24 protein-coding genes and 1 pseudogene are annotated in these 26,658 nt (G+C 62.2%); 9 read left to right on the top strand and 16 right to left on the bottom strand.

Annotated elements, in window-relative coordinates; all coding sequences use genetic code 11:
- The 5 genes from QBK88_RS30975 to QBK88_RS24315 form a co-directional block, all read right to left on the bottom strand.
- The coding region (locus tag QBK88_RS30975) for a FecR/PupR family sigma factor regulator (protein ID WP_445764990.1) at positions 1-147 on the bottom strand (147 nt) is incomplete at its 3' end.
- Entirely contained in the window at positions 144-638 is a 495-nt protein-coding gene (locus tag QBK88_RS24330; protein WP_268142178.1) for a sigma-70 family RNA polymerase sigma factor, read from the bottom strand. The genes QBK88_RS24330 and QBK88_RS30975, both read right to left, overlap by 4 nt.
- A gap of 152 nt (positions 639-790) precedes the next feature.
- Positions 791-1,756 carry an AraC family transcriptional regulator gene (locus tag QBK88_RS24325; RefSeq protein WP_277964014.1) on the bottom strand — a complete coding sequence of 322 codons (966 nt, stop codon included), beginning with the start codon at positions 1,754-1,756 and terminating at the stop codon, positions 791-793.
- Positions 1,757-1,890: 134 nt separating this feature from the next.
- On the bottom strand, positions 1,891-3,138 hold the full coding sequence (locus QBK88_RS24320; protein ID WP_277964013.1) for an OprD family porin: 1,248 nt from the start codon (positions 3,136-3,138) through the stop codon (positions 1,891-1,893).
- 93 nt (positions 3,139-3,231) lie between these two features.
- Positions 3,232-4,566: an MFS transporter gene (locus QBK88_RS24315; RefSeq protein WP_277964012.1), complete on the bottom strand. Its 1,335-nt coding sequence runs from the start codon at positions 4,564-4,566 to the stop codon at positions 3,232-3,234.
- 145 nt (positions 4,567-4,711) lie between these two features.
- Here QBK88_RS24315 and QBK88_RS24310 point away from each other — a divergent pair, with 145 nt between their 5' ends.
- The 6 genes from QBK88_RS24310 to QBK88_RS24285 all read left to right on the top strand — a co-directional run bounded on the left by QBK88_RS24310 (position 4,712) and on the right by QBK88_RS24285 (position 11,792).
- Positions 4,712-5,602 (top strand): LysR family transcriptional regulator, encoded by an 891-nt coding sequence (locus QBK88_RS24310; RefSeq protein WP_277964011.1) that lies wholly within the window; start codon positions 4,712-4,714, stop codon positions 5,600-5,602.
- 117 nt (positions 5,603-5,719) lie between these two features.
- Complete coding sequence (mdlC, locus tag QBK88_RS24305) at positions 5,720-7,306, top strand: benzoylformate decarboxylase (protein WP_277964010.1); 1,587 nt, start codon at positions 5,720-5,722, stop codon at positions 7,304-7,306.
- Positions 7,307-7,317: 11 nt separating this feature from the next.
- On the top strand, positions 7,318-8,511 hold the full coding sequence (locus QBK88_RS24300; protein WP_277964009.1) for an alpha-hydroxy-acid oxidizing protein: 1,194 nt from the start codon (positions 7,318-7,320) through the stop codon (positions 8,509-8,511).
- Positions 8,512-8,514: 3 nt separating this feature from the next.
- Positions 8,515-9,594: an enolase C-terminal domain-like protein gene (locus QBK88_RS24295; RefSeq protein ID WP_277964008.1), complete on the top strand. Its 1,080-nt coding sequence runs from the start codon at positions 8,515-8,517 to the stop codon at positions 9,592-9,594.
- Between the two features lie 36 nt (positions 9,595-9,630).
- Positions 9,631-10,941: an NAD(P)-dependent benzaldehyde dehydrogenase MdlD gene (mdlD, locus tag QBK88_RS24290; RefSeq protein WP_277964007.1), complete on the top strand. Its 1,311-nt coding sequence runs from the start codon at positions 9,631-9,633 to the stop codon at positions 10,939-10,941.
- Between the two features lie 134 nt (positions 10,942-11,075).
- Positions 11,076-11,792 carry an alpha/beta fold hydrolase gene (locus QBK88_RS24285; protein ID WP_277964006.1) on the top strand — a complete coding sequence of 239 codons (717 nt, stop codon included), beginning with the start codon at positions 11,076-11,078 and terminating at the stop codon, positions 11,790-11,792.
- Positions 11,793-11,877: 85 nt separating this feature from the next.
- Here the strand turns inward: QBK88_RS24285 and QBK88_RS24280 are convergent, their stop codons facing one another.
- The 5 genes from QBK88_RS24280 to QBK88_RS24260 all read right to left on the bottom strand — a co-directional run bounded on the left by QBK88_RS24280 (position 11,878) and on the right by QBK88_RS24260 (position 16,749).
- On the bottom strand, positions 11,878-12,018 hold the full coding sequence (locus QBK88_RS24280; RefSeq protein WP_277964005.1) for a DUF2474 domain-containing protein: 141 nt from the start codon (positions 12,016-12,018) through the stop codon (positions 11,878-11,880).
- A gap of 15 nt (positions 12,019-12,033) precedes the next feature.
- Entirely contained in the window at positions 12,034-13,041 is a 1,008-nt protein-coding gene (gene cydB, locus QBK88_RS24275; RefSeq protein ID WP_277964004.1) for a cytochrome d ubiquinol oxidase subunit II, read from the bottom strand.
- Positions 13,042-13,044: 3 nt separating this feature from the next.
- The gene (locus QBK88_RS24270; protein WP_277964003.1) at positions 13,045-14,445 is read right to left on the bottom strand and encodes a cytochrome ubiquinol oxidase subunit I; all 1,401 of its coding nucleotides are present in this window, start codon (positions 14,443-14,445) and stop codon (positions 13,045-13,047) included.
- 151 nt (positions 14,446-14,596) lie between these two features.
- On the bottom strand, positions 14,597-15,079 hold the full coding sequence (locus tag QBK88_RS24265) for a DUF934 domain-containing protein (RefSeq protein WP_268142174.1): 483 nt from the start codon (positions 15,077-15,079) through the stop codon (positions 14,597-14,599).
- The gene (locus QBK88_RS24260; protein WP_277964002.1) at positions 15,076-16,749 is read right to left on the bottom strand and encodes a nitrite/sulfite reductase; all 1,674 of its coding nucleotides are present in this window, start codon (positions 16,747-16,749) and stop codon (positions 15,076-15,078) included. Before QBK88_RS24260 ends, QBK88_RS24265 begins: the two co-directional genes overlap by 4 nt.
- Positions 16,750-17,139: 390 nt before the next feature.
- On the opposite strand from QBK88_RS24260, the gene tauA reads away from it, so the two are divergent.
- Both tauA and QBK88_RS24250 read left to right on the top strand, forming a co-directional pair.
- Positions 17,140-18,117, top strand: coding sequence for a taurine ABC transporter substrate-binding protein (gene tauA / locus QBK88_RS24255; protein ID WP_445764989.1), 978 nt, complete (start codon positions 17,140-17,142; stop codon positions 18,115-18,117).
- Positions 18,118-18,176: 59 nt separating this feature from the next.
- A complete protein-coding gene (locus QBK88_RS24250) occupies positions 18,177-19,532 on the top strand; it encodes an OprD family porin (protein WP_277964001.1) in 1,356 nt (451 codons plus the stop codon).
- Here the strand turns inward: QBK88_RS24250 and QBK88_RS24245 are convergent.
- Together QBK88_RS24245 and QBK88_RS24240 are read right to left on the bottom strand one after the other, a co-directional pair.
- On the bottom strand, positions 19,529-20,770 hold the full coding sequence (locus QBK88_RS24245; RefSeq protein WP_277964000.1) for a mechanosensitive ion channel domain-containing protein: 1,242 nt from the start codon (positions 20,768-20,770) through the stop codon (positions 19,529-19,531). The two genes, QBK88_RS24250 and QBK88_RS24245, sit on opposite strands and share 4 nt — an antisense overlap.
- A 95-nt stretch (positions 20,771-20,865) precedes the next feature.
- A complete protein-coding gene (locus tag QBK88_RS24240; RefSeq protein ID WP_445764988.1) occupies positions 20,866-21,567 on the bottom strand; it encodes an MlaA family lipoprotein in 702 nt (233 codons plus the stop codon).
- A 274-nt stretch (positions 21,568-21,841) separates the two neighbouring features.
- On the opposite strand from QBK88_RS24240, the gene QBK88_RS24235 reads away from it, so the two are divergent.
- Positions 21,842-22,786 (top strand): LysR family transcriptional regulator, encoded by a 945-nt coding sequence (locus tag QBK88_RS24235; protein WP_277963999.1) that lies wholly within the window; start codon positions 21,842-21,844, stop codon positions 22,784-22,786.
- A 1-nt stretch (position 22,787) separates the two neighbouring features.
- Here the strand turns inward: QBK88_RS24235 and cptA are convergent, their stop codons facing one another.
- From cptA to QBK88_RS30970, 4 genes and pseudogenes are all read right to left on the bottom strand, one after another.
- On the bottom strand, positions 22,788-24,494 hold the full coding sequence (cptA, locus tag QBK88_RS24230; RefSeq protein ID WP_277963998.1) for a phosphoethanolamine transferase CptA: 1,707 nt from the start codon (positions 24,492-24,494) through the stop codon (positions 22,788-22,790).
- A 33-nt stretch (positions 24,495-24,527) separates the two neighbouring features.
- Entirely contained in the window at positions 24,528-25,289 is a 762-nt protein-coding gene (locus QBK88_RS24225; RefSeq protein ID WP_277963997.1) for a hypothetical protein, read from the bottom strand.
- Positions 25,286-26,023 (bottom strand): nucleoside triphosphate hydrolase, encoded by a 738-nt coding sequence (locus tag QBK88_RS24220; RefSeq protein WP_277963996.1) that lies wholly within the window; start codon positions 26,021-26,023, stop codon positions 25,286-25,288. The genes QBK88_RS24225 and QBK88_RS24220 overlap by 4 nt, the downstream gene beginning before the upstream one ends.
- 183 nt (positions 26,024-26,206) lie before the next feature.
- A pseudogene (locus QBK88_RS30970) lies at positions 26,207-26,633 on the bottom strand (ATP-binding cassette domain-containing protein); the annotation flags it as partial.
- Positions 26,634-26,658 lie beyond the last annotated feature (25 nt).

The following is a 26,658-nucleotide window of genomic DNA, read 5'->3' as shown; positions in this document are numbered from 1 at the left end:
AGCGGCCACCAGGGTAGCGTGCAACGGGCTGCGGGCTTGCCAGTCGAGAAAGGCCTGCTGCTGCAGCGCATCGATATCGCCACTGCGCAGCAGCGCCAGCCAGCGAGCCGCTTCGGCAATGACCTGTTCGCGGGTGGCCTGGCTCATGGCACCAGCACCAGCAGGCACTGGGCCAGCGCCTGCTCCATGTACTGCTGCACGCGGCTCTTGGAAATACCCAGTTGCTGGCCGATCTCAACGTAGGTCAAACCGCCGAGGTAGCTGTGCACGAACACAGCCTTTCCAAGCCCGGGCAAGCCATCGAGCAGTTGGTCCAGGCGTAGCAGCATTTCCACCAGTTCGGCGCGCTCGTCAGGAGTCGGCACACTGTTGGCCGGTTCATCCTGCAACGAGGCCAGGTAGGCGCGCTCCAGGTCGCCACGCCGCCAGGTGTCCACCATCAGGCGTTTGGCGATCGTGGTCAGCAAGGCACGCGGCTCACGCACCGCGCTCAGGTCCGGCAGCCCCAGCACCCGCAGGAAGGTTTCGGCGGCGATGTCCTCGCCACTGAAATGGCAACCCATGGCCCTGGCCGCGCGGCTGCGCAGCCAGGTGTAGTGGTCCTTGAACAGCGAAGCGAGCAGCAGATGACGAGACATCCTGGCGAGCCTGAACCGAAAGAGAGGGGGCGGCCAATATCGCAGAGTCCGAATTACTGCCGGAAAGAATAAAAAGTGCTGGCGTGCGGTGTTTCGGAAATATGCAGGTGCTACGCGTGGCGCCGGTGCGGCGTGGGTGACGGCCAGGCCCGCTACTGGTTTTTCCGACGCTGGCGCAGCGTCTGCGACGGTAGCTCGCCGAATTGCTTGCGGTACTGCTCGGAGAACCGGCCCAGGTGCATGAAGCCGTAGTCCATGGCCAGTTCCGACACGCTGCGTACCGTGCAGCCCGGGTCGTTGAGGCAGGCATGGACACGCGCCAGGCGGCGCTGGCGGATGTAGTCGATGGGGCTGGTGTGAGCATTGCGCTCGAACAGGCCGTACAGGGTGCGCGGGCTGACCTGAACCAGGCTTGCGAGGGTATCGGTGTCCAGACTCTGCCGCAGGTGGCGCTCGATGTAGTCAGCCACGCGCTGGAAATTTACCACCGAGGCATGTTCCTGTGTGTGCCGAACATTGGTTTCCATCAGGCGCAGCAGCTTGCTGGCGATGATCTGCGTGTAATGGGCCTGCACCAGCGGTTGCGGTTCAGCCTCTTCGGCCTCCTGGCAGATCATGCCAAGCAGGCTGACCAGCCCCTGCACATCGTCGAGGCGGTATCGGCTCTGCTGGAACCGCACCCCCACTGCAGGCACTGACCAGCGTTGCTGCTCACACAAGTCCGCCAGCAAGCGCACAGGTATCTTGACGATGAATTTTTCGCAGTCAGCCGAATAGGTCAGGTCCACCGGGTCGTCCGGATTGATCACCATCAACTCGCCAGGTGCCAGGTGTTGTTCTTCTCGCCCCTGGCGCCGCAGGCAGTGACCCGCCAGCAGCACCTGCAAATGAAAGCAGCGCTCCAGGGCCGGCGACACCACCCGCACAGGCGCTCCGTAGGTAATACGGCACAGGTCCAGTTCAGCGAAGGTGCGATGGTTCAGGTGGGCCAGGGGGCGGCTGGCCCTGGGTAATTGAATGCAGTGGTTGCCCACATGCTGGTTCACGTAGAGCGACACCGCATGGGGGTCGGCCTGGTTGAATACTTCGCTGCGCTGGCCTAGCAAAGGCGTGTGCATGGCATCACCACTCGAATTGTTTTTATAGTGGGCCGGCGGCTTGCACCACGCCCGGTGTCCATCTTTACTCGCAATGAACGCAAACGCCAATATTGCAAAGGTCTACCGCCATACCCTTGAGGTATGCCAATGGCCTACAGCAATCGCCAGGTGTAGGTTACGATCAAGCGATTTTCGTCGAACTGGGCGCTGTAACGCGCCTGGGTTTCAATGTGCCGCGCCTCCAATACCAGCCCTTGGAGAGGACCGCTCTGGATGACGTAGCTGAGGGTGAGATTGCGCTCGCTTTCGACATTGTCCGCCAGGTTGGCCCCACGGTCGATATGATTGCCACGCAGGTATCGCGCCATCATTTTCAGGCCAGGCACGCCCGAGGCGGCAAAGTCATGGTCATAACGGACCTGCCATGATTGCTCACCCGCCTTGTAGAAGCCCAGCACTGACCAGTTGACCAGGTAAGGTTGTGGCGCATACCCATTGAGCAATGGAAACGCACCGTCACCGTACATGCGTTGGTAGCCCAAAGTGAAGGTGCTGGGTCCCTTGCGCAATGCAGTCATCAGCCCCAGGGAACGGTTGTCCAGGCTGCCGGACAAGGCTTTGCCCTGCTCGCTGTTGTGGTAATAGCGAACGTCGGTTTTAAGGCTGTAGTCATTGCCCAGATCAAGGGACTGCGCCAGGGCGATGTAGTGCTGGCGGTAAATATCCTCCAGCTGACCGTAGTAGTACATGGCGCTGAGCGTTGGGGTGAAGGCAAAACGCGCCCCGGCGAAATCCAGCCCATCACTGCGTTGCGTCGGACTGTGGCCGTACAGGTAGATGTCCTCGGTGTTGGATGACTCACGGGTGGCGATGCTCCAGAGGCGTCCGGCGTTGAGCGCGAGCCTGTCCCACTCTCGGGACTCCAGCGTGGCGCCCTGGTAGGTAGTCATCAATTGCCTGGAGTCGTCTATGTAGGCCACTGGCAATGTAGGCCGCTGTTCACCGACACGCAACTCGGTCCTGGAGACCTTGATCCTGCCTGTCACCCCTGAACGACCATAGTCGCGCACCGGCTCCCCCTTGCCCTGGTCATAGGGCAAGACGGTGTCGGGGCCGCGCCCGCCGCCGCCATCAAGGCGATAGGCAAACTGGCTGTAGGTGTCCAGCCCGAACTGGACGGTGCCATCGGTATACCCCGACCGATAAATCAGATCAAAGCCCTGGCTCCAACTGCCGACCTTCGACAGCGGCGCGTTGTTTTGCTTGAAATCGCGATCCACGTAGAAATTGCGCAGGCCCAGGGTCAGTTGGCTGTCGTGGACGAAATCGGCGCGGGCGCACGGCATCAGCGACAGCGATAACACAGCGCCCCATGCGCTGAGACGGATGGACAGTTTCATGCTTCACCCCGATCATGATCTTGTTATTGTTTTCGGTGCACGGAAAGGCACCGGTTGCCGCCCCACGGCGGCAACCGGTGGTATTGCGTCGGGTTACAGGCTGCGCTGGGGTATCGGCGAGGTGTCGGACAGGCGCGGGCGTGCCACCAGCATCACAGCGAACACCGCCAGCACGCCAGGCACGGCGAACACCATGAAGTTTTGCTCGAACGGCAGGCTCAGGCTCAGCAACAGCCCTCCCAGCAGCGGCCCTGCCACCGCTCCACACCGGCCCACGGCAGCCGCCATGCTCACGCCGGTGGAGCGAACCTGAACCGGGTACAGGTCAGCCGCCAGGGTGTGCACCACGGACAGGCACCCCACGGTCGAACCACCGGCCAACAGCAACAAGCCGTAAAGCAGCGTGGCGTCCGGGCGCAGCCCCAGCAGTGAAATCGAGACTGCCGCCAGGGCAAAAAACAACACCAGGGTTTTCTTGCAGCCCCAGCGGTCGGCAATGACCCCGCTCACCAAGGTGCCAACCAGCGATCCCAGGTTCATCACCACCAGGAAGACAATGCTCGAACCCAACGGATAGCCGCCGTTGCTCATCAACTTCGGCAGCCAGGTATTGAGCCCGTAGACCATCAACATGCACAGCCCGAACGCCAGCCACAGCATCAGGGTACTCAACGCACGCCCCTGGCCAAATAGCGCGGTGATCGAGCGGGTAGCCACATCGCCCGTCGTATCCAATCGGTAACTGACCTCACCTGTGGGCCTGTGCGCCCGATTCACCCGGCGCAGCAGTGATGTAACCTGCGCCTGGCGATCGCGGTGCAGCAAATAGGCCACCGACTCGGGCAAGGTCTTGTACAGCAGTGGCAGAGCCAGCAGCGAAAGCCCCGCCAGATAGAAGGGTGCCTGCCAGCCAAAAGCGGGAATCAGGTAAATACCGGCTACCCCGGACAGCAAGCCGCCTACTGCAAAGAAGCTCAGCATCAGGTTGATCAGCCGGTTGCGGCAGTGGCCGGGGGACATTTCCTTGAGCAGCGTCACCAGATTGGGCACCACCCCGCCCAGGCCCGCCCCGGTCAGAAAACGGCACAGTGCAAAGCTGTTGGGGCCGGTCGCCACGGCGTTGGCGAGGGCCGCAACGCTGAACAGTGCCACGCAGAAGAGGATGATGCGACGACGACCGAAACGATCGGCCTGGGTACCCAGGGCCACCGCCCCGAACATCATGCCAACCATGGAGCTTGAACCCAGCAACCCGGCTTCCCCCGGCGACAAGTTCCACTGGCTCATCAAGTGAGGCAATACTGACCCATAGATGACCAGGTCATAGCCATCGAACATCATGATGAAGGAGCACCAGGCTACCAGCAGGTAGTGGAAACCATTGAGTCGTGCGGTGTTCACGACCTCGGACGCATTGATCGAAGGCATGGTGAGGCTCTCTTATTATTGTTCAAGCCATGGCGGTCCTCGTCCAGTACGAGGTTTCCGTGAACCGACGATATGGATAGACTTCCGATAGATCAAATAGATAAATTTTCGAATCAACTATAAGACAGGGCTATATTCTTTCAGCATGATCGACCTCAATCTCATCCGCGTCTTCGTCACCATTTTCGAGACAGGCAGCGTCAGCGGCGCAGCCGAACGCTTGCATGTGACACAGCCATCGGTCAGCTATGCCTTGGCCCGTCTGCGTGACCTGCTCAATGACCCGCTGTTCAAGCGCAGCCGCGACGGCATGCAACCCACCTTCCTGGCCACTCAGTTGTACGCCAAATTCCGCTACTCACTGTCGGAAATCGAACGCGCCATCGCCCAGACCAGCCATTTCGACCCCCGGGTCTCGACCCGAGGTTTTCGCCTGGCCCTATCTGATCTCGGGGAGTTGTTCTTCCTGCCCTATATCCTCAGTGCGCTGCAGCAACACGCCCCCCAGGCGGAGCTGGAAGTCATTCAGCTGGATATCGACAAGCTCGGCGAGTGGCTCAAGACCGGCAAGATCGATGCCGCCATCTGCAATCGCAGCGAACTGCCCTTGAACGCCAACTGCGACAGAATGTTCGAAGAGCGTTACGTATGCCTGGTCAGCGCCGAGCACCCGCGCATTGGCGACACCATGACCATGGAGCAATACCTGGATGAACACCATGTGGTGGTATCGGCCGTCACCGGCCACCACGTGGTCGAAGACCGCCTGCGTGAGGCAGGGCTGGAGCGCAAGGTGCGATTGCGCGTGCCGCACTTCAGTGTGCTGGCCGAGGTGGTATCGGGAAGTGACCTGCTGGTCACGCTTCCTGCCCGGGTGGCCCGCATGTTCGCCTCGCGCAGTGCGACCAAGGTCGTAGAACTGCCCTTCCCCGTGCCCGCCATCGAGATCAGCCTGCAATGGAATGACCATGACAGCGATATCCTGGCGCAGCGCTGGTTTTGCGGACTGCTGAAGGAAACCCTGCGCAACTTATGAGCCCAAATAAGCTGCAATAATAAACAGCATTTATACATATTAGAAATACCATCTATTTGATCTATTCAGCCTGGGGTTTTACCGTGAAGGCCGAAGTCTTGAATGAGATCAACTGTGATGACCACCGTACACACCACCACGTATGACCTGTTGCGCGAGCAGGGCATTACCACTGTTTTCGGCAACCCCGGCTCCAACGAGCTGCCTTTCCTCAAGGACTTCCCGAAGGACTTCCGCTATGTGCTGGGGCTGCACGAAGGCGTAGTGGTGGGCATTGCCGACGGCTATGCCCAGGCCTCCGGCACGCCTGGGTTCGTGAACCTGCACTCGGCGGCCGGCACGGGCAACGCCATGGGCGCGCTGAGCAACGCATGGAACTCCCATTCGCCGTTGATCATCACTGCCGGCCAGCAGACCCGGGCCATGGTCGGCGTGGAAGCGTTGCTGACCAATGTCGATGCCGCCAATTTGCCACGCCCGCTGGTCAAGTGGAGCTACGAACCGGCCAGCGCCCAGGAAGTCCCTCACGCAATGAGCCGCGCCATCCACATGGCGTCGATGGCGCCACGGGGCCCGGTGTACCTGTCGGTACCCTACGATGACTGGTCCAGGGAAGCCGACCCCCAGAGCAGCCATCTGCTCAAGCGCCAGGTCATCAGTGCTGGCGGCCTCAGCGAGACCTTGCTCGCTCACCTGGTAGAGCAACTGGCCGGTGCCCGCAACCCCGTGCTGGTGCTGGGCCCGGATGTCGATGCCGCCGAAGCCAACCTGCATTGCATCACCCTGGCCGAGCGCTTGCGCGCGCCGGTGTGGGTTGCGCCGTCGGCGCCGCGCTGCCCCTTCCCTACCCGCCACCCCAACTTCCGCGGCCTGCTGCCGGCCGGCATCGCCGCCATTGGCAAACTGCTCGAAGGTCACGACCTGGTACTGGTGCTGGGGGCACCGGTGTTCCGTTACCACCAGTACGATCCAGGCCAGTACCTGGCCGCGGGCACGCGCCTCATCGCCGTGACCTGTGACCCGCTGGAAGCGGCACGCGCGCCAATGGGCGACGCCTTCGTCGGCGATGTCGGCCTTATTGCCGCTACCCTTGCCGAGCGCGTGCCGGTGGCAGACCGGCCCTTGCTCAAGGCACTGCCCGCACCCCAGCCGGTCGAACAAGGACCTGGGCCACTGCGCCCGGAAGTGGTGTTCGACACTCTGGACGAAATCGCCCCCAAAGACGCCATTTACCTCAATGAATCGACGTCCACCACCGCCCTGATGTGGCAGCGCCTCAGCATGCAACACCAAGGCAGTTACTACTTCGCCGCCGCCGGCGGCCTGGGCTTCGCCATGCCGGCGGCCGTGGGCGTGCAATTGGCCAAGCCTGAGCGCCAAGTGATCGCGGTCATTGGCGACGGTTCGGCCAACTACAGCATCACGACCCTGTGGACGGCAGTGCAGTACAACATTCCGACCATCTTCATCATCATGAACAATGGCACGTACGGTGCGCTGCGCTGGTTCGCCGGCGTACTGGAGGTAGAGAACGTGCCGGGGCTCGACGTGCCCGGCATTGATTTCTGCTCGGTCGCCAAGGGCTACGGCATGGCGTCGGCCAAGGCCGAAGACCGCGCGCAACTCGAAGATGCGCTGCGCCAGGCGCTGGCCAGCGAGGCTCCGTACCTCATCGAAGTGAGTACCCTGGGGCCCTTGGGCTGAGGAGTCGAGCGATGAGCAAACGTACCCCCCTCAACGTGGCCGACTATCGCGAACTGGCCCGCCGGCGCCTGCCAAAAATGGTGTTCGATTATCTGGAAGGCGGCGCCGAGGACGAGAAAGGCCTGGCGCACAACCGCACGGTATTCGATAGCGTGCGGTTCAAGCCCAAGCGCCTGGTAGACGTCAGCCAGCGCAGCCTGACCGCCTCATTGTTCGGCGTCCAGTACGCGATGCCGCTGCTGATCGGGCCTACCGGTCTCAACGGTTCGCTCTGGCCCAATGGCGACCTCGCCCTGGCCCGGGCCGCCGCCCGCGCGGGTATTCCCTTTGTCCTGTCCACTGCGTCCAATCTGTCCATTGAAGAGGTGGCCAGCCACTGCGACGGCGAACTGTGGTTTCAACTCTATGTGGTGCACCGCACACTCGCCGAGCAGATGGTGGAGCGGGCACTGGCGGCGGGATACACCACCCTGGTACTGACCACCGACGTCGGCGTCAACGGCTACCGCGAGCGCGACCTGCGCAACGCCTTCAAAATGCCCATGAGCTACACGCCCAAGGTGATGCTCGACGGTTGCCTGCACCCGCGCTGGTCCTTGGATCTGGTTCGCCACGGCATGCCGCAACTGGCGAATTTCGTGAGCAGCGAAGCCTCGAGCCTGGAGGTGCAGGCGGCACTGATGAGCCGTCAGATGGACGCCAGTTTCGACCGGCAGGCGTTACGCTGGCTGCGGGACAAGTGGCCCCACACCTTGCTGGTCAAAGGCCTGCTGGATGCCGGCGATGCGGAGCGATGCATTGCCGAGGGCGTGGACGGGGTCATTCTCTCCAATCACGGCGGCCGGCAATTGGACGGGGCTATCGCCCCGCTCGAAGTGCTGGCCGACACCGCCCAGGCCGTGCAGGCACCCATCCTGGTGGACAGCGGCTTCCGCCGCGGCGCCGATGTGGTCAAGGCCCTCTGCCTGGGCGCCGACGCCGTACTGCTGGGGCGCGCCACCCTGTATGGCCTGGCGGCTCGTGGCCAGGCGGGTGCCGACGATGTGCTGCGCCTGCTCAAGGAGGACATTGACCGTACCCTGGCCCAGATCGGCTGCCCGTCGGTGCGTGATCTGTCACCTGACTACCTCCATCTGCCGGCAGCCGCGCAGCCCCTGCCGGCCGCCAGCACCCACGTTCGTCCCCTTGAACTTGCCAGAAGGTAACCCATGACTGCTCCCCTTATCACCGGTTTGAAAACCCGCGCCGTCAACGTACCTCTCACCTACCCCATCCACACCGCCGTGGGCACCGTGGCTACCGCGCCGTTGGTGTTACTGGACCTGAGCACCGATGCCGGAGTCACTGGCCACGCGTATGTGTTCGCGTACACCCCGGTTGCACTCAAGCCCCTCAAGCAGCTGCTGGACGACATGGCGGTGTTGATCGTCGGCCAACCGCTGGCACCGCAGGACATTGAACAGGCCCTGAGCAAGCGTTTCTGCCTGCTGGGCTTCACCGGCCTGGTGCGCATGGCCGCCGCCGGTATCGACATGGCGGCCTGGGACGCACTGGCGAAAAACCACGCATTGCCCCTGGCCCAGTACCTGGGCGGCAGCCTGCGCCCCATCAAGAGCTACGACAGCCATAGCCTGGACGGCGAACGGCTGGCCACCGAACGCGCTGTCGAGGCTGCCAATGCCGGGTTCAAAGCCGTCAAGACGAAAATCGGCTACAGCACCTTGGCAGAGGACCTGAGGGTGGTGCGCAGCATGCGCGCCGCCGTGGGGCCGGACTTCGACATCATGGTCGACTACAACCAGAGCCAAGGTGTGACTGAGGCCATTCGCCGCGGCCTGGCCCTTCAAGAGGAGGGCGTGACCTGGATCGAGGAGCCCACCGTCCAGCACGACTACCGAGGGCATGCAAGGATCCGCGAGGCATTGCAGGTACCGATTCAGATGGGCGAAAACTGGTTCGGCCCCGAGGAGATGTTCAAGGCCATCAGCGTTGGCGCCACGGACCTGGCCATGCCCGACCTCATGAAAATCGGCGGCGTCACTGGCTGGCAGCGCGCGAGCGCCCTGGCGCAGCAATTCAGCCTGCCTGTGTCCAGCCACCTGTTTCAGGAGTTCAGTGCTCATCTGCTGGCGGTCACGCCAAACGCCGATTGGCTGGAGCGGTTGGATATCGCCGGTGCAGTCACGGAGCCGACTTTGACGTTCGACAACGGTCACGCCGTCATCCCCGACCTGCCGGGTGCCGGGATCATCTGGCGCGAACAGAAAATCGCTGAATTCGCCGTGTAGCCACGACGACCCACTGAATGACTTCAAGGACTCACCATGAGTGACCCACGCTTTACTTACATTGACGAGTTGTTTGCCGAGCAAAAAGCCTTTTTCGCCACGCGCCAGACACTCGACATCGGTTTTCGCAAAGAACAACTGCAACGTCTCAAGCAAGCCTTGTTCAATCATCGGGAAGACCTCTACACCGCCCTGGATGCCGACCTGGGCAAGTCCCGCGAGGACGTCGACCTGGCTGAAATCGGTGAGGTGGTGCACGAGATCGATTTCGCCCTGGCGCACCTGGATGAATGGGCCGCGCCCCAGACGGTACCTACGCCCGACATCATCGCCCCATCCGAATGCTACGTGACCCAGGAACCCTTCGGCGTCAGTTACATCATCGGCCCGTTCAACTACCCGGTGAACCTTACCCTCACGCCATTGGTAGGCGCGATCGTTGGCGGTAACACCAGCATCCTCAAACCCTCGGAAACCACGCCGCGCACGGCGCTGGTACTGGAGGCGATCATCACCGAGGCGTTCTCACCCAGGTACGTGGCCGTGGTGCAGGGTGGCCGCGCGGAAAACACCCACCTGCTGGGGCTGGCCTTCGACTTTATCTTCTTCACGGGCAGCCCGGCAGTCGGCAAGGTGGTGATGAAAGCCGCCGCCGAGCACCTGACACCGGTGGTGCTGGAATTGGGCGGCAAATGCCCACTGATCGTTCTGCCCGATGCCGATCTGGATCTGGTGGTGGCCCAGGTGCTGTTTGGCAAATTCATCAATAGCGGCCAGACCTGCATCGCACCCGATTACCTGTATGTACACGCGAGCGTCAAGCAAGCGCTGCTGGCCAAGCTGGTACAGCGAATCCGCGACCAGCTTCCTGACATCGGTTCCACAGGCAAACTGGTGACCGAGCGTCAAGTCGCCCGGTTGCAATCGATCCTGAATGATAGCCAAGGCAAGGTGCTGGTGGGCGGCCAGGCCAATGCGTCGCTGCGCCAGTTCAGCGCCACAGTGGTGGATGAGGTTCAATGGGACGATGCCCTCATGGCCGAAGAGCTGTTCGGTCCGATTTTGCCAGTGCTCGGTTTCGATTCGGTGGAGTCTGCCGTTGATTTGATCAACCAGCACCATCCCAAACCCCTGGCCCTGTACGTATTCACTCGCGATACCGCGCAGGCCGCCCCCATCATCAGCCATGTCCAGAGCGGTGACGCGCAAGTCAATGGCGTGATGTTGCATGCCTTCTCTCCCTACCTGCCATTTGGTGGCGTGGGTGCTTCGGGCATGGGTGAGTACCATGGCCACTACAGCTTCCTGGCGTTCACCCACAAGAAATCAGTGCGGATCGTCGCCTGAGGCCAGAGGCCGCGCTCACTCGCCATGGATGGGCGCGGTTCTGATCCGGTTCTTATTCACATCCCTGAACCTGTAACGATGCTGCCGGTGGGCCTATGCTCCAGCGCCCACTCAACCGAACAGGTTTCAACGACATGGCACATTTCGTACTGGTACACGGCGCCTGGCAAGGCGCGTGGGTCTGGGAGACGGTGACCGCCGGGCTACGCATGCATGGCCATGCGGTAACGGTGGTGGAACTGCCAGGCAGCGGCAGCGACTCAACCCCTGCGCAAGAAGTGTCGCTGCAGAGTTACGCTGAGCGCATCTCACAAGCCGTACTCAACGCTCCTGGACCTGTGCACCTGGTCGGTCACAGCATGGGCGGCGTGGCCATCAGCGCCGCAGCTGAAACCGCCTATGGCAACATCGCGCGCTTGATTTACCTCTGCGCGTTCCTGCCTGTTGACGGTGATTCGCTGATGGGCCTGACCGGTTTGCTCCCCTCCGAACACCCTGCCCCCTTGCAAGTCGATGACCAGCAACTGACAGCACGTTTCGACCCAGCTGCGGTGCCTGTCGCCTTTCTGCACGATGCTGACCAGCCAGTAGCGACCTGGGCGGCTCCGCAGTTCAAACCCCAAGCGCTGGCCCCCCTGGCTACGCCTGTACACCTGAGCGCCGAGGCCTATGGCCGTGTGCCGCGTGATTACATCGTCTGCCTGCAAGACCGCGCCATTGCTCCGCCATTGCAACGCCTGATGATCAAGCGTGCTGGCTGCGAGACCGTGCATGAACTGGATGCAGGCCATTGCCCGTTCCTGTCCATGCCCTGGGAAGTCGTCCAGTTGCTCAACCGTATCGCACGCTAACCCCCTCTCCTGTCGCGGCTACTACAAAAACGCCAAGGGCTGCGAATTGCTTCGCAGCCCTTGGCGCAATGGTGAATCGCTGGTGTTACTTCACCCGCATTCCGGCTCCAGCCATCAACAGCCTCAAGGCCATCGCTACCAGGAACAACGCTCCCACGCTGCCACTGTAGATGATCACCAGCCAGCCCATGCGGCTCCATACGGTTGCCGAATCGTTAGTTTTCATCATGTGCCTCCAGCCTCAGTGATAACCGTCTTCAGCGCGCACCTTGCCGCGGAACACGTAGTAGCTCCAGAAGGTGTACCCCAGGATGAACGGCAGGATAAACAGCGCCCCCACCAACATGAAGCCCTGACTCTGCGGTGGCGATGAAGCCTCGACGATGGAGATCGACGGCGGGATGATGTGCGGCCACAGGCTGATGCCCAAGCCGCTGTAGCCCAGGAACACCAGCGCCAGGGTCAGCAGAAACGGCGCGTAATGGGCTTCTTTCGAGACAGCCTGCAGCAGCCACACCAGCACCACCGCCACCAGCGCCGGCACTGGCAGGAACCAGAACAGGTTGGGCAGGCTGAACCAGCGCGCGGCGATGTCGCCATGGGCGAGCGGCGTCCAGATGCTGACTGCCACGATGACCGCCAGCAGCACCAGCGCCAATGGCCGGGCCAGGCGATGCATCTGCCGTTGCAGCGGCCCCTCGGTCTTCATGATCAACCAGGTGCAACCCAGCAACGCATACGCCACTACCAGGCCGACGCCACAGAACAGGCTGAACGGTGTGAGCCAGTCAAAAGCCCCACCCGCATAGCTGCGATTGACCACCGTGAAGCCATCGATGAATGCACCCAAAGCCACGCCCTGGAAGAAGGTGGCCACCAACGAGCCGCCGATGAACGCCTTATCCCACAGGTGCTGCTTGGCCTTGGTGGCCTTGAAGCGGAACTCGAACGCCACGCCGCGGAAAATCAGCCCCACGAGCATCAGCACCAACGGCAGGTACAACGCCGACAACACCACCGCATAGGCCAGCGGGAAAGCGCCGAACAACGCCGCGCCACCCAGCACCAGCCAGGTCTCGTTGCCGTCCCACACGGGGGCGACGGTATTCATCATTACGTCACGGTCTTTTTCGCCGGGCACGAACGGGAAAAGAATCCCGATACCCAGGTCGAAGCCATCCATGACCACGTACATCATCACCCCGAAAATAATGATGATGGCCCAGATCAACGGCAGGTCGATACCCATGTCTCAATTCTCCTCGATGGCAGCGGACAACGGCCGGGCCGGTGTGCGGGATTGGCCAGGACCACCCTGGGCGCCATGGTCAACGTGAGGCTGCGGCCCCTTGCGCACCAGGCGCATCATGTAGCCGATGCCGGTGCCAAACAGGCTGAAGTACACCAGCACAAACAGCACCAGCGTCAGCGTCAGTTGCTCGACGCTGTGGTTGGCAACGGCATCCTTGGTGCGCATCACGCCGTAAACCACCCAGGGCTGACGCCCCACTTCAGTGGTGAACCAGCCGGCCAGCAGGGCAATCAGGCCCGAGGGCCCCATGAACAGCGCCAGGTACAGAAATGGCCGGCACTGGTACAAGGTGCCGCGCTTTCGCAGCCACAGGCTCCACAGGCCGACCACGATCATCAACATGCCCAGGCCGGCCATGATGCGGAACGACCAGAAAATGATCGTCGAGTTGGGGCGGTCCTCGGGGGCAAAGGATTTCAACGCCGGGATCTGCTTGTCCAGGCTGTGAGTCAGGATCAGGCTGCCCAGGTACGGAATTTCCACCGCATACCTGGTTTTCTCGGCCTGCATGTCGGGGATGCCGAACAGAATCAGCGGCGTGGGTTTGTCATCGGTGTTTTCCCAGTGCCCTTCGATGGCCGCGATCTTGGCCGGCTGATGCTTGAGGGTATTGAGGCCGTGCATGTCACCGATCACCGCCTGCAGGGGCGCGACGATCAATGCCATCCACATCGCCATGGACAGCATCCGCCGGACCGCCGGGTTGTCGCGGCCGCGCAGCAGGTGCCAGGCACCCGAGGCACCGACGAAGAAGGCCGTGGCGACAAAGGCAGCGGTGGCCATGTGCATCAGGCGGAACGGAAACGACGGGTTGAAGATCACCGCCAGCCAGTCGGTAGGTACCACCTGGCCATTGACGATCTCGTAGCCCTGGGGCGTCTGCATCCAGCTGTTGGAAGCCAGAATCCAGAAGGTCGAGATGATCGTGCCCAAGGCCACCATGCACGACGAAAAGAAGTGCAGCCTCCGCCCTACCCGGTTCCAGCCAAACAGCATGACACCGAGGAACCCGGCCTCGAGGAAGAAGGCCGTGAGCACTTCATAGGTCAGCAACGGCCCGGTCACCGAACCGGCGAACTGCGAGAAACCGCTCCAGTTGGTGCCGAATTCATAGGCCATGACCAGTCCCGAGACCACGCCCATGCCAAAATTGACGGCGAATATCTTCGACCAGAAATGGTAGAGATCGCGGTAGGTGTCGTCGCGGGTCTTGAGCCACAGGCCTTCGAGCACGGCGAGGAAACTTGCCAGGCCAATGGTGATGGCCGGAAAGATGATGTGGAATGACACGGTGAATGCAAACTGCATTCGGGCGAGGTCAATCGCCGGCAGGTTGAGCATGAGCCACCTCAAGGTAAGTAAATGATGTAGCCGCTGCCGTCAGGCTGCGCTGGCCGGCGATTACACTGGAGAGGTTCAGCGCGGCTGAGGGCCAGCGCAGCCTTCGTCAGCGGCTACGGTTTCGGTATTGGTCGTAGTTGCGGCTTGGCGATTACCGACGCCGAAACAGCGGTCTCGGTTCGATGGCCGAGCGACCGTACAGCACACTCATGCCAGCCAGGCCCTTGAGGGCGTCTTCGGCGGATTTGTCCTCGCGCACGGCGAAACTGCTGAAGCCGCACTGGCGCATGTGGCTGAGCTGGTCGCGCAGCACATCGCCAATGGCCCGCAGCTCGCCGGTCCAGCCCAGGCGCGTGCGCAACAGGTAGGCCTGGCTGTAGGCCCGGCCATCACGGAAATTGGGGAAGTCCAGGGCAATCAGGGGTAGCGCTTCAAACCACAATTCCAGGCTTTCCAGGTCATCATCCGGGCCAAGCCACACGCCATGCCTGGCATCCTGACGTGTGTTCCAGCGGGACAACGGGAGGATCAATGGGCCCTGAGGCAATTCGCTTTCCAGGTCACGCACCAGCGTCCAGGGGTCATCGGCAGCCAGCCGCGCGCCCTGCTCATCCAGTATCAGCAGGTTGTTCATGCCGGTTGCTCCTCACGGGGCGGGTACACCCGTTCCTTGAACGGCTCGATGCCGATGCGGGTAAAGGTGTCGATAAACAGCTCGTCCACCTCACGGTAATCGACGAACGTGTGCACCACACGCTCGATCACCTCGGGGATCTGCTCGGCGCTGAACGAAGGACCGATGACCTTGCCCAGCGATGCGGCCTTGCCTTGGGCACCGCCCAAGGTGATCTGGTACCACTCCTGGCCGTTCTTATCGACTCCCAGAATGCCGATGTTGCCGATGTGGTGGTGGCCGCAGGCGTTCATGCAGCCGGAGATATTGAGGCTGAAATCACCCAGGTCGTGAAGGAAATCCAGATCGTTGAAACGCGCCTGGATGGCTGCAGTAATGGGCAGCGAGCGGGCGTTGGCCAACGCGCAGAAATCCCCACCCGGGCAGGCGATGATGTCGGTCAGGAGGCCCGTGTTGGCCACACCCAGGCCTTGTTCACTGGCCAGGGTCCACAAGGCCAGCAGGTCGGTTTTTCGCACGTCAGGCAGAATCAGGTTCTGTTCGTGGGCAATGCGGATTTCGCCGAAACCAAATACCTCCGACCAGTCGGCGACTGCTTCCATCTGCGCGGACGTCAGGTCTCCCGGCGGCGTTTCAGGGCCGGGTTTGGTCGACAGTGTCACGCTGACGTAGCCTGGCACCTTGTGGGCCTGGGTGTTGCGCGATACCCAGCGGGCAAAATCGGGAAATGCCATTAGCTGGCTGCCAAAGTTCAGATGATCGTCCGGGAGCAACTGGTAGGCAGGGGCAACGAAGGCATCGGCAACGCGCTGGTATTCGTCCACGGTGAGCTGCGCAGGGCCGTCCTTGAGGTACTGCCACTCCTGTTCCACCTCGGCCGAAAACGCTTCGATGCCCAGCGCCTTGACCAGAATCTTGATGCGCGCCTTGTATTTGTTGTCCCGGCGGCCATGGCGGTTGTACACGCGCAAAATGGCCTCCACATAGGACAGCAGGTGCTGCCAGGGCAGGTCCTCGCGGATCTGCTGCGACAGGATCGGCGTACGCCCCAGGCCTCCGCCCACCATCACCCGCAGGCGCTTCTCGCCCTCGGCGTTGGCGTAGAGGTACAGGCCAATGTCATGCATCATGATCGCCGCGCGGTCCTGTTCGGCGGAGCAGATAGCGATCTTGAACTTGCGTGGCAGAAACAGGAATTCAGGGTTGATGGTCGACCACTGGCGCAGGATCTCGGCCAGTGGGCGCGGGTCCATCAACTCGTCGGCGGCAACGCCTGCGAACGCTTCGGTGGTGATATTGCGCACGCAGTTGCCAGAGGTCTGGATGGCGTGCATGTCGACATCGGCCAGGTGTTGGAGGATGTCCGGTACCTGGTTCAGTTCGATCCAGTTGTATTGCAGGTTCTGGCGGGTAGTGAAGTGGCCGTAGCCGCGGTCGTATTCGCGGGCAATATGCGCCAGGGCGCGCAACTGGTGCGCCGACAACGTGCCGTAGGGGATGGCCACGCGCAGCATGTACGCATGCTTCTGCATATACAGACCGTTTTGCAGCCGCAGCGGCAGAAACTCCTCTTCGCTCAGTCCGCCCGCCTGGAAACGCTCCACCTGATCGCGAAACTGCGCTACCCGCTCGTGCACCAGGGCACGGTCGTAATCATCGTATCGGTACATCGTCTGGACCTCATCAGGGCCTGCCCTCTCGCACGGGGCAGATTCGATGGGGGCCACTATCCTCCGAAGCTGATGCGGGTTACAGATTCACATCCCGGTAAAAAAAGCAGATCAGATTCACGTCTGATGTGGCGCATTGCCGCAGTAAACCGCCATCTGATCTGGCTAATGCTATTTGAAACGTCACTGTTTCAACCCTGGTCTGAATCCTTCAAAAGGCGGGAGCTTGTATTACCAGGACTGTGGTCGGGGTACCAGATAGCACACGGCGCTTGTTCCACGCTGTGTGCTACTGATACGACCATATGCATATTCCAATACATTATTTGTTTCGGTTTTTTAATAGCTAATAACATTAACGCACTTCTACTGACTCAGGTGCACCCGATCATGCCCCCTCGCCCGTTCAAACTGCTGGCCGCTTCACTGCTGATGAGCGTCGTCCTCGCCACCCAGGCGGCGAACCTGACCATCGGCTACCAGACCGGTACCGACCCAAGCAAAGTCCCCCAGGCCGACGGCGAGTACGAAAAGGCCATTGGTGAAAAAATCGATTGGCGCCGGTTCAACAGCGGCCCGGAGGTCGTGACCGCCATTGCCTCCGGTGACGTGCAGATCGGCAACCTGGGTTCCAGTCCGCTGGCGGCGGCCGCGTCGCGGCAATTGCCCATCGTGGCCTTCATCGTGTCAGCGCAAATCAACTCTTCCGAAGCACTGGTGGTCCGCAATGGCAGCGGCATCAACAACCCGCAGGACCTGGTCGGCAAGACCATCGCCACGCCCTTCGTGTCCACTTCGCACTACAGCCTGCTGGGCGCCCTGAAGCACTGGGGGCTGGAAGGCAAGGTCAAGGTGGTGAACCTGCAACCCACCGAAATCGCCGCGGCGTGGAAGCGCGGGGACATCGACGGGGCCTTCGTCTGGTCGCCCGCGCTGGGGGAAATCCGCAAGACAGGCAAGACCCTCACCGACGCCGCTCAAGTCGGCCAATGGGGCTCGCCCACCTTTGAGGTGTGGGTAGCACGCAAGGACTATGCGCAGAAACACCCCGAGGTGATTGCCCAGTTCGCCGGCGTGACCCTCAAGGCTTTCGCCGACTATGCCGCGCACAAGAGCGAGTGGACAGCCGACTCGGCCCCCGTCCAGAAAATCGCCCGCCTGACCGGCGCCAACGCCAGCGATGTGCCCGAGTTGCTGGCAGGTTCCAACTACCCGGACGCCAAGGCGCAACTCAGCCCCGCGCTGCTGGGCGGTGGCACCGCCAAGGACATCGCCAGCACCGCGGCCTTCCTTCAGGAACAGAAGAAGATCCCGGGCGTGCTGCCCGACTACACCCCCTTCGTCAGCGCCCAGTACATCAAGCCCTGAGCCCGCACCCGCCCACCCGCGGCCCTTGTGGCCGCGTCTGTACCAGGATTTTGCGCACAATGACTGTGATCAAGTACACCGCACTGGCGCTGGCCATCAGCGCCGGCGCCACCCAACTGGCCAGCGCCGCCGATTTCGTCGGCGACCAGGCGCAGGCCAAGGGCTTCGTCGAAGATGCCTCGCTGAACCTGCTGTTGCGCAACTACTACTGGAACCGCAACAAGCGCGCCGGCGCTGCCGATGACAAGGACTGGACCGAAGGCATTCAAGGCGTGTTCAGTTCCGGCTTTACCCAAGGCACCATTGGCGTCGGCATCGACGCGTTCGGCTACCTGGGCCTGAAACTGGACGGCGGCGCCGGCAGCTCAGGTTCCGGCAACCTGGCCTACAGTGACACGCTGGACAAGGAAGGCCATGTAGTTCCGGGCAAGAACCACGACAGCTATGGCAAGGCTGGCGCCGCCATCAAGTTCCGTGTGTCGCGCACCCAACTGGAGATCGGTGACCAGCAGCCTTCTACCTCCCCGGTGTTCGCCGTCGGCGGCACGCACCTGACCCCGGAGACCGTCAGCGGTATCTCGCTGATGAGCAGTGAGCTCAAGAACCTGAACCTGGAAGCCGGGCATTTCTACTCCGGCACCAGCAGCGATACCACCAACCGTGACGGCGAACTGTGGGCCACCTATGCGGGCATCGCTACCCGCGCAGCCAACTACGTCGGCGGCAAGTACGCGTTCAATGACAACCTGAGCGCGTCCCTCTACGGCGCCAAGCTGGAGAACATCTGGAACCAGTACTACGGCGCCCTCAACTATGTGCTGCCGTTGACGGCCAACCAGTCGCTGACCTTCAACGCCAATGGCTACCACACCACCGACACCGGTTCGGCCAAGGCCGGCAAGATCGACAACAACGCCTATTCGCTATCGGCGTCCTATGCGTTCCTGTCCGCCCACACCGTGACCCTGGGCTTCCAGAAAATCAACGGCAATACCCCCTTCGACTACATTGGCGTGGGTGACCGCAATATCACCGGCGACTCGATCTACCTGGCCGACTCGGTGCAGTACTCGGACTTCAACGGCCCGGGCGAGAAATCCTTCCAGGCCCGCTATGACCTCAACCTGGCCACCCTGGGCGTTCCGGGCCTGAGTTTCATGGCCCGCTACACCCACGGTGACGATATCGACGGCACCCACATGGCAACGGACAGCGCGTACCGCAAGTACGGTTACGGTGCGGATGGCGAACATCACGAAACCGACCTGGAAGCCAAATACGTGGTGCAGGAAGGCCCGGCGAAAAACCTCTCCCTGCGCGTGCGAGAGGCCCTGCACCGCGGCAACTCGGCCCAGGCCGAAGGCAATATCGACGAGCTGCGGGTGATGGTGGATTACCCGCTGTCGATTCTTTAAACCCCGTCGCGCTGTCGCTGGCGCTGCGGCTGACCTGGCCTGCGAGAGGCCAGGTCATTGATGTCGCGCCCACTGGGGCGCTGGAAAATGACCAGGCCGAAATAGCTGGCCACCGCAAAGATGTACTCGAAGATCGAGGACTGCACTTCCTCGTAATCGACCCAGTCGGTACTGGCGCTGAAGCAGTAGATCTCGATCGGCAAACCGTCGGCGCACGGTGCCAGCTGCCTGACGACCAGGTACATCCCCTGATTGATATCCGCCCTGGATTTCAAGTGCGCCACCAGGTGCCGTCTGAACAACCCGAGGTTGGTGACCCCGTCGAAAATCAATTTCTTGATATTGTCCGCCGCCAGCATCGCTTCGATCTCATGGTGCAGCCTGTCCTTGGCATAGATCACCGACTCGATGGACTCCAGCAACTCGCGGCTAGCGAAAGCAATGCTGGACTGGTCCACGTAAAAGCTGCGCTTGATGCGACGGCCGCCGGAACTGAACATGGGCTGCCAGTTGGTGTAGCTGTCGGTGATGAAGCTCTTGGTGGGTACCCGGGAAACGGTGTTGTCCCAGTTGCGGATAGCGATGGTGTGCAAGGCGATATCGATCACTTCACCGCTGACATTCAATTGCGGAATCTCGATCCAGTCGTCCATCTGGATCACGCTGGATGAAGACACCTGGATGTTGGCGACCAGCGAGGTCAGCGTGTGCTGGAACACCAGCATCAGCACCGCCGCGACCGCCCCCAGGCTGGACAGGATGATCACGGGCGATTTGTTGGAGATCGTGGCGATGATCAGGATCACCGACACGCCCACCACCACCAGCTTGGCGATCTGCACATAGCCCTTGATGGAGCGGTGCTTGTGGAGCAGGTGTTTTTCACTACCAGCGTCGAGCAGGTCGTTGATCACCAAGGCAGTCACCACGACGAACAGCGCGCCGCACAGGGTCTGGATGGCCGAGACGGCGCCCGCGCTCAACACCCCATTCGATTTGCTCAAGGTGACGAACACCAGGATCGGCGCGATGGTCGACAGGCGCTTGACCACGCGAATCTCGCGCTCGGTGTAATGCTTGGCGTGGTTCCGGCCGGTATGGAACAGCAACTTCACGGTCAAGCGCAGGATGATGAAACGAACGATGAAATAGGCCACCAGGCTCAGCACGGTCGCGATGCCCAGCAGGGCCGCCACGTAGCCGAAATAGTTGGTGTGGGAGAGGTCTGCAAGCCACATAGAAAGACATTACCTCGTGGGCCGGCCACCCGGCGGGCGAATGGAGCGGGCGTCGCCACCGGCGGCAACGCCGGCGTGCACGCCCGCGCGCGGCATCAGAAGTCGTCCTGGACCTTGCCGTCGTTGACCTTGAAGTCACGCATCTGCAGGTAGGCGTTGCGAATGAAGATGTACTTGTCGCCGCTCACCAGCTTATCCGCGGGTAGCAGTTGGGCGCGGGTGTCGAGCATGCCGGTGGCGAACAGGCTATTGCGAAAAGCCACGTCGTCCATGTATCGGTACGGCTGGGTATACAGGTCCGGCACCTTGGCAACGCCATCGCGCACGGTGCTCGGCCCCAGCAGGGGCAGCATCACGAACGGGCCGCTGGGCACTCCCCACTTGCCCAGGGTCAGGCCGAAATCTTCATCGTTGCGCTGCAGGCCCATGCGGGTGCCCACATCGAAAAGCCCGCCTACCCCCAGCGTGGTGTTGAGCAGCAAGCGTGCGGTGTCGACCCCCGCCTCTCGTGGCTTGGCCTGCAGCGTGTCATTGGCCAGGTTGCCGACATCGCCCAGGTTCTGGAAGAAATTGTGGATACCGTCCTGCAGCCATTGCGGGGTGATGTACTGGTACCCCTGGGCCACCGGCTTGAAGGCATACGTATCGACGGTGTCGTTGAACTGGAAGATGGGCCGGTTGACCCGTTCCCATGGGTCCTGGGGCGCGGCCTGGGCCACCAATGGCGCGAAAAGCGCGCCGGCCAGCAGGCAGGCCGTGGCCAGGCGGGGCATTGCAACAGAGCCACTGTCATGCATGGGTATAACTCCTTCAGCGTATACGGCTGCCTTCAAGGCAAACCGGTGAATGTGACGACTGCGAACGGGTCGAGGCATTTGATCATCAACCCGCGGATTCATTGTTACGCCATACACAAATAACCATTGCGGCGTGCTGCATAGGCGTGCCCGCGACTGCATGCTAAGTTCCCGCGCACTGCTCGATCACACCTTACCCGGCCGTGGCGCACTGCCCATGCTGTCTGTGGGCGGGGGGCGCCTGCAGGCGGTTTTCTGCATTTTCAAGGCCACCATGAACCGAAACGAATTGCGAAAATCGGACATCAATCTGATGGTCATTTTCGAAGCACTGATGCAGGAGCAGAACGTCACCCGCGTCGCCGAAAAGCTGCACCTGGGCCAACCCACGGTCAGCACGGCCCTGGGCCGGCTGCGCACGCAGTTCAACGACCCCCTGTTCGTCCGGGTGGGGCACCGCATGGAGCCCACCCGACGCGCCGAAGAGATCATCAGGCACCTGTCCCCCGCGCTTGATGCAATGGCCACGGCACTGAGCCTTGCGCATCAGTTCATCCCGCGAGACAGCCGGCTGACGTTCAAGATCGGGGTGTCCGATGATGTCGAATTCGGCCTGATGCCGCCCTTTCTGCAAGCGCTGCGCGAGGAAGCGCCCCATGTGGTGGTGATCATTCAGCATGTGGACTACTGGCGTATTCCGGATTTGCTGGCGTCTGGCGAAATCACCATCGGCATCACCGAGACACGGGAACTGCCGGCCAATGCCAAGCGCAAACTGCTGCGGCGAATAGAGCCGCGCATCCTGCGTGCCGACAATGGCACTGCCCCGCTGACGCTGGACGAGTACTGTTCCCGCCCCCATGTGCAGGTGTCCTATACCGCCAACATCCACGGCGTTGTCGACGAATGCCTGGCCCGGATAGGCCGGGAGCGCCGGGTGGTCCTGTCCATCCCCCAGTTCAGCTCCCTGCCGGCGGCGCTCGCCGGTACCAATCTGCTGGCCAGTTGTCCTGACTACGCAGCCAAGGCGCTGCTCGCCTGGGGCAATCTGCGTGATGAACCTTGCCCTTTCGAGGTGCCGACACTGGAACTTTCCATGGTGTGGCTGAGCCTGACCGACAACGACCCGGCCGAACGCTGGTTGCGCGCGCAGCTGGAGCGTTACCTGGGCAGCGAACAGGGTGTGCCTCATCCAATACTGGCCATGGCCGCCGGCTGATTCACGGGGCCTCGTCCAGCGTATCGAAGTCACGCAGCTTCTGCGGTTGATGCGGGTCACCGATAAGCAGCTGGCCCCGTTGGTAGTGGGGGTTGACGATGCTTTTCCATGGCTCGAAACGATCGAAACTCAGCCCCGCGAGGTCTGCCCAGGTGTGGATGAAGTGCGAGGTGGTGTACTCGCGGTGCAGCGCGCCGGACAGGTCCACGGGGGTGTCTTCTTTCCAGCTGGGCGAACGCCAGACCAGGAAGGGCACCGTGTACATCGGCCGTGTCGGGGCGTCCTCGTTGCGGCCCAGCACCTTGGGGGCCACCGGGTCGTACACCGACTCACCGTGGTCCGACACGTACAGCAGGAAGCCGTGGGGGTTGGAGCGTTTGAAGCGGCCGATCAGCGAGCTGACCACATGATCGTTGTACAGCACGGCGTTGTCGTAATCGTTGTATTTGTGCAGCTTTTGGTTCACCACGTAGCTCGGTACCTGGGCGTTGTCCCGGAAATGCTGATAGTCCTTGGGGTAGCGGTAGCGGTAATTCATGTGCGTGCCCATCAGGTGGACCACGATGAACTTGCGCGGCGCCTGGTCTTTCAGCACCTGGCTGAAGGGGTCGAGAACGTCCTGGTCGAACTGGCTGGTGGAGTTCTGGTCGCGGTTGTTATTGAGGTAGACCTGTTCATCGGCCTGTTTGGAAAACGTGGTGAGCATGGTATTGCGCTGGGTCATGGTCTGCTGGTTGGTGACCCAAAAGGTTTTGTACCCCGCTTGCTTCATCACGCTGACCAGCGACGGCGAATTCAGGTACAGGTCCGGGTGCTCCTGGTCGGCAAAAGTCAGCACTTGCTGCAGCACTTCGATGGTGTAGGGGCGCGGCGCGATGACGTGGTCAAACACGTCCAGTTCCGGCCGCAACGCATCGAGTTCCGGTGAGGTGCGCCGGCCATAGCCGTAAAGGCTCATGCGTTGACGATCGGTGGACTCGCCAATGACCAGCACCAGCGTCGACGGCTGGCCGGCATGGGTGTCGTGGAAATCCTGCAACGGGGGAATGGTGGCCCAATTGGCAAAGATCTGGCCCATGTCCGCCAACTGCTGACGGTATTGGGCGAAGCCCACCACCAATTGCCAGGGGGCCGCTGCTTGCAGGTTTTGCTCGAACTTGCCGAGGCGCATGTCCAGGTCCCCGCGCTTGGCCAATTCATGCAGGGCGGAGAAGCCCACCGACACGAACGCCACCAGCACACAGGCGCATGCCCGCACAGGTGGCGAAAACCGTACCGGCCTGACCCGGAACCACAACACCAGGGCCACCAGGCTGTAGCCCACCAGAATCGCCAGCCTGGACCACGCGAAGTACTGCGACAGGTACTCGCTGGACTCGGTGACGTTGGAATCGAACATGATGAAAATGGCGCTTTGGGAAAACTCCTGGCCATAAATCAGGAAGTACGCCAATGCCGTGAGCGAGCTCAGCCATAGCACCAACCCGATGAGCCCGGCCATGGCACGGGTCCAGCGGGGCACCAGGAGCACGGGGATCATCCACAGCAGGCTCAAGGCCGACGCTTGCCAGAAGCCACCGAGCCCGGTAACGCCCGCATGGTAAATCATCAGTTGCAGGGGGCCGGAGAAGAACCAGAAAAACAGGTACAGATTGGCGAGGGCATACAGCTTGGCACCCGCTCCCTTGTAAACAGCAGAGTCTGTCATGTCGCGTGGCACACCGAAGTTGGAAAAAAAGGATTATTCAACGCGCGCGACCTGCGCCGTGCGCGTGGAGGCAGAGGGGGGCTCGATACCCAGCAGGCGATGCACCAGCTTCAGGCAAATGGCGTGTACCTCGGGCTGAGGCAAGTTGGCATCGACATCGATCACCTGGGCGCCGGGAAACGTCAGGGAAGCGGTCGCCGCGACTTTCTTCTCGATCAGCGCCAGGTCATGGTCTGGCTTGCGCGCCCATGCCGTGCGGGGGTCCACATTGAGGCGGATCACCAAGGTCGGCGGAATGAGCGCCATTTCCCTGTACAGCTGGTATTCCAGCCTCGCCAGCCAGGTGGTCAACCGGCCCACCGGCAGCGCCGCCGACAACCCCGGCCCATCGTTGAGCCCGGCCACCTGCACTTGCGGATAGCGGTCGCAGATCACCAGCTGGCCGCCCTCGCGCGCCTCCAGCATGCGCAGGAATCGACGCCTGCGCGCCCTGCCGAACAGGTAGATGACCAGCGCCGTGGCCGGCCCCGGAATGCGTTGCCCCGGCGTACGGGCCCGCTTGGCCTTGGCGGCCAGGCGTCGCTCCAGCAGCGGCCCAACCCAGGGCAGCCGCTTGATCTTGAGCCCCAGGGCGCCGGAGCCGAGCCCCAGGTAGGCATATTGACTGTCGGCCAGGTGGCGGCACAGGTACTGGGCCGCGGTGGTCTTGCCGGCACCATCCGGCCCGACAATGGCCACCAGCGGCGCCAGCCGCCGCAACGGCTGAGGCGCCGCCCGCGCCCGCCGGGTGTTCATGCTGAAGCACCGTTGGCAAGGCAGGCGCTGATTTCCAACTTGGCCTGAGCAATGACCTCGGCCAACGGCCGAGTGCTGTCCAGGTCGATGATCGGGCTGCCCTGGTATTCCAGCCGGGGCACCAGGGCAATCTTGCTGGCCAGCGATACATAGCGGTGGTCGGGCTTGCGCCGGTATGCGGTGTCCAGGTCGACGTTGAGCCGAATGACAATGTCGGGGCGGTAACTCACCATGTAGCAATACAGCAACCGTTCGCAGGCCGCGAGCCCGCGCACCAGTGCATTGCGGTGTGGCACGCCGGTCAACCCGGGGCCATCGATCTTCATGTTGGCCACGGCGATCTGCGGGAAACGGTCGGCAATCACGGCAACGCCGCTGCGCCGCAAGGCCATCATGGCCTGGTAGCGCCGCCAGCGTCGCAGGGAAAGCCCCAGGATCGCCACCGCTGCCAAGGTGCGAGGCGGTTCGGGCGGTTGCTCGAGCGCCGCCACCGTGGCCGCGGGCTTGGGGGCATTGGATGCGATCAAGCGCTTGAACAGGCCGCCCACCACCGGCAAGGCGACCAGCTTCTCGCCCAGGGCCTTGGACTGAATGCCCAGATGGCAGCTTTCCGTAGGCCGCGACTCGCGCATCCAGGCCAGGATGGCGTCGGACACCGTGGTCTTGCCGGCGCCATCGCACCCTACGAAGGCAATGACGGGCGCCAGACGCGCAGGCTGAGTTCGTGGATTCATGTCAACGCCCTCCCGTGCCGTCGAGCCGGACCACGCCGGGCCTGGCCACGGTCGCGAAGCGCCCATCCACCAGTTCGATGACCTTGTCGGCCACCTCGATCAGTCGCGGCCGATGTGATACGGCAATGATGGTGATGTCGGGCGTCAGGGCCTTGAGGGTACGGCAGATATCGTCCTCGGACTCTGCGTCCAGCGCGCTGGTGGCCTCGTCCAGAATCAGCAGGCTCGGGCGATGGGCCAGGGCGCGCGCGATCACGATGCGCTGCCGCTGGCCGCCGGAGAGCTGGCCACCGCGCTCGCCTACCGGGGTATGGATACCCTGTTCCAGGCGCTGCACGAAATCCCAGGCGCCGGCCTGGCGCAACGCAGCCTGCGCGTCGGCCTCGGTCAGCGATGGCTCGCCCAGGGTGACGTTGGCCAGCACGCTGTCATGCAACAGCAAGGTCTCCTGAGTGACGTAGCCGATCATGCGGCGCCAGGCGCGCCGCTGCAGATCGGCCAGCGCCACGCCATCTACCGTGACCTGCCCGTGCTGCGCGATCAGCAAGGCACACAGCAGGTCGAGCACCGTGGTCTTGCCGGTACCCGAGGGCCCGACGAGCGTGGTCATCCGGCCCACCGGAAACGTCGCGCTG

Source organism: Pseudomonas sp. RIT-To-2, assembly GCF_029623465.1.
GTDB classification, from domain to species: Bacteria; Pseudomonadota; Gammaproteobacteria; order Pseudomonadales; family Pseudomonadaceae; genus Aquipseudomonas; species Aquipseudomonas silvicola.
The sequence above is the reverse complement of the archived record's forward strand: the minus strand, read 5'-3'. Positions and strand labels throughout refer to the sequence as shown.

Coding starts and splice junctions, on each gene's coding strand:
- QBK88_RS24330 (WP_268142178.1), bottom strand. CDS start 638: ATGTCTCGTCATCTGCTGCTCGCTTCGCTGTTCAAGGACCACTACACC.
- QBK88_RS24325 (WP_277964014.1), bottom strand. CDS start 1,756: ATGCACACGCCTTTGCTAGGCCAGCGCAGCGAAGTATTCAACCAGGCC.
- QBK88_RS24320 (WP_277964013.1), bottom strand. CDS start 3,138: ATGAAACTGTCCATCCGTCTCAGCGCATGGGGCGCTGTGTTATCGCTG.
- QBK88_RS24315 (WP_277964012.1), bottom strand. CDS start 4,566: ATGCCTTCGATCAATGCGTCCGAGGTCGTGAACACCGCACGACTCAAT.
- QBK88_RS24310 (WP_277964011.1), top strand. CDS start 4,712: ATGATCGACCTCAATCTCATCCGCGTCTTCGTCACCATTTTCGAGACA.
- mdlC (WP_277964010.1), top strand. CDS start 5,720: ATGACCACCGTACACACCACCACGTATGACCTGTTGCGCGAGCAGGGC.
- QBK88_RS24300 (WP_277964009.1), top strand. CDS start 7,318: ATGAGCAAACGTACCCCCCTCAACGTGGCCGACTATCGCGAACTGGCC.
- QBK88_RS24295 (WP_277964008.1), top strand. CDS start 8,515: ATGACTGCTCCCCTTATCACCGGTTTGAAAACCCGCGCCGTCAACGTA.
- mdlD (WP_277964007.1), top strand. CDS start 9,631: ATGAGTGACCCACGCTTTACTTACATTGACGAGTTGTTTGCCGAGCAA.
- QBK88_RS24285 (WP_277964006.1), top strand. CDS start 11,076: ATGGCACATTTCGTACTGGTACACGGCGCCTGGCAAGGCGCGTGGGTC.
- QBK88_RS24280 (WP_277964005.1), bottom strand. CDS start 12,018: ATGAAAACTAACGATTCGGCAACCGTATGGAGCCGCATGGGCTGGCTG.
- cydB (WP_277964004.1), bottom strand. CDS start 13,041: ATGGGTATCGACCTGCCGTTGATCTGGGCCATCATCATTATTTTCGGG.
- QBK88_RS24270 (WP_277964003.1), bottom strand. CDS start 14,445: ATGCTCAACCTGCCGGCGATTGACCTCGCCCGAATGCAGTTTGCATTC.
- QBK88_RS24265 (WP_268142174.1), bottom strand. CDS start 15,079: ATGAACAACCTGCTGATACTGGATGAGCAGGGCGCGCGGCTGGCTGCC.
- QBK88_RS24260 (WP_277964002.1), bottom strand. CDS start 16,749: ATGTACCGATACGATGATTACGACCGTGCCCTGGTGCACGAGCGGGTA.
- tauA (WP_445764989.1), top strand. CDS start 17,140: ATGCCCCCTCGCCCGTTCAAACTGCTGGCCGCTTCACTGCTGATGAGC.
- QBK88_RS24250 (WP_277964001.1), top strand. CDS start 18,177: ATGACTGTGATCAAGTACACCGCACTGGCGCTGGCCATCAGCGCCGGC.
- QBK88_RS24245 (WP_277964000.1), bottom strand. CDS start 20,770: ATGTGGCTTGCAGACCTCTCCCACACCAACTATTTCGGCTACGTGGCG.
- QBK88_RS24240 (WP_445764988.1), bottom strand. CDS start 21,567: ATGCATGACAGTGGCTCTGTTGCAATGCCCCGCCTGGCCACGGCCTGC.
- QBK88_RS24235 (WP_277963999.1), top strand. CDS start 21,842: ATGAACCGAAACGAATTGCGAAAATCGGACATCAATCTGATGGTCATT.
- cptA (WP_277963998.1), bottom strand. CDS start 24,494: ATGACAGACTCTGCTGTTTACAAGGGAGCGGGTGCCAAGCTGTATGCC.
- QBK88_RS24225 (WP_277963997.1), bottom strand. CDS start 25,289: ATGAACACCCGGCGGGCGCGGGCGGCGCCTCAGCCGTTGCGGCGGCTG.
- QBK88_RS24220 (WP_277963996.1), bottom strand. CDS start 26,023: ATGAATCCACGAACTCAGCCTGCGCGTCTGGCGCCCGTCATTGCCTTC.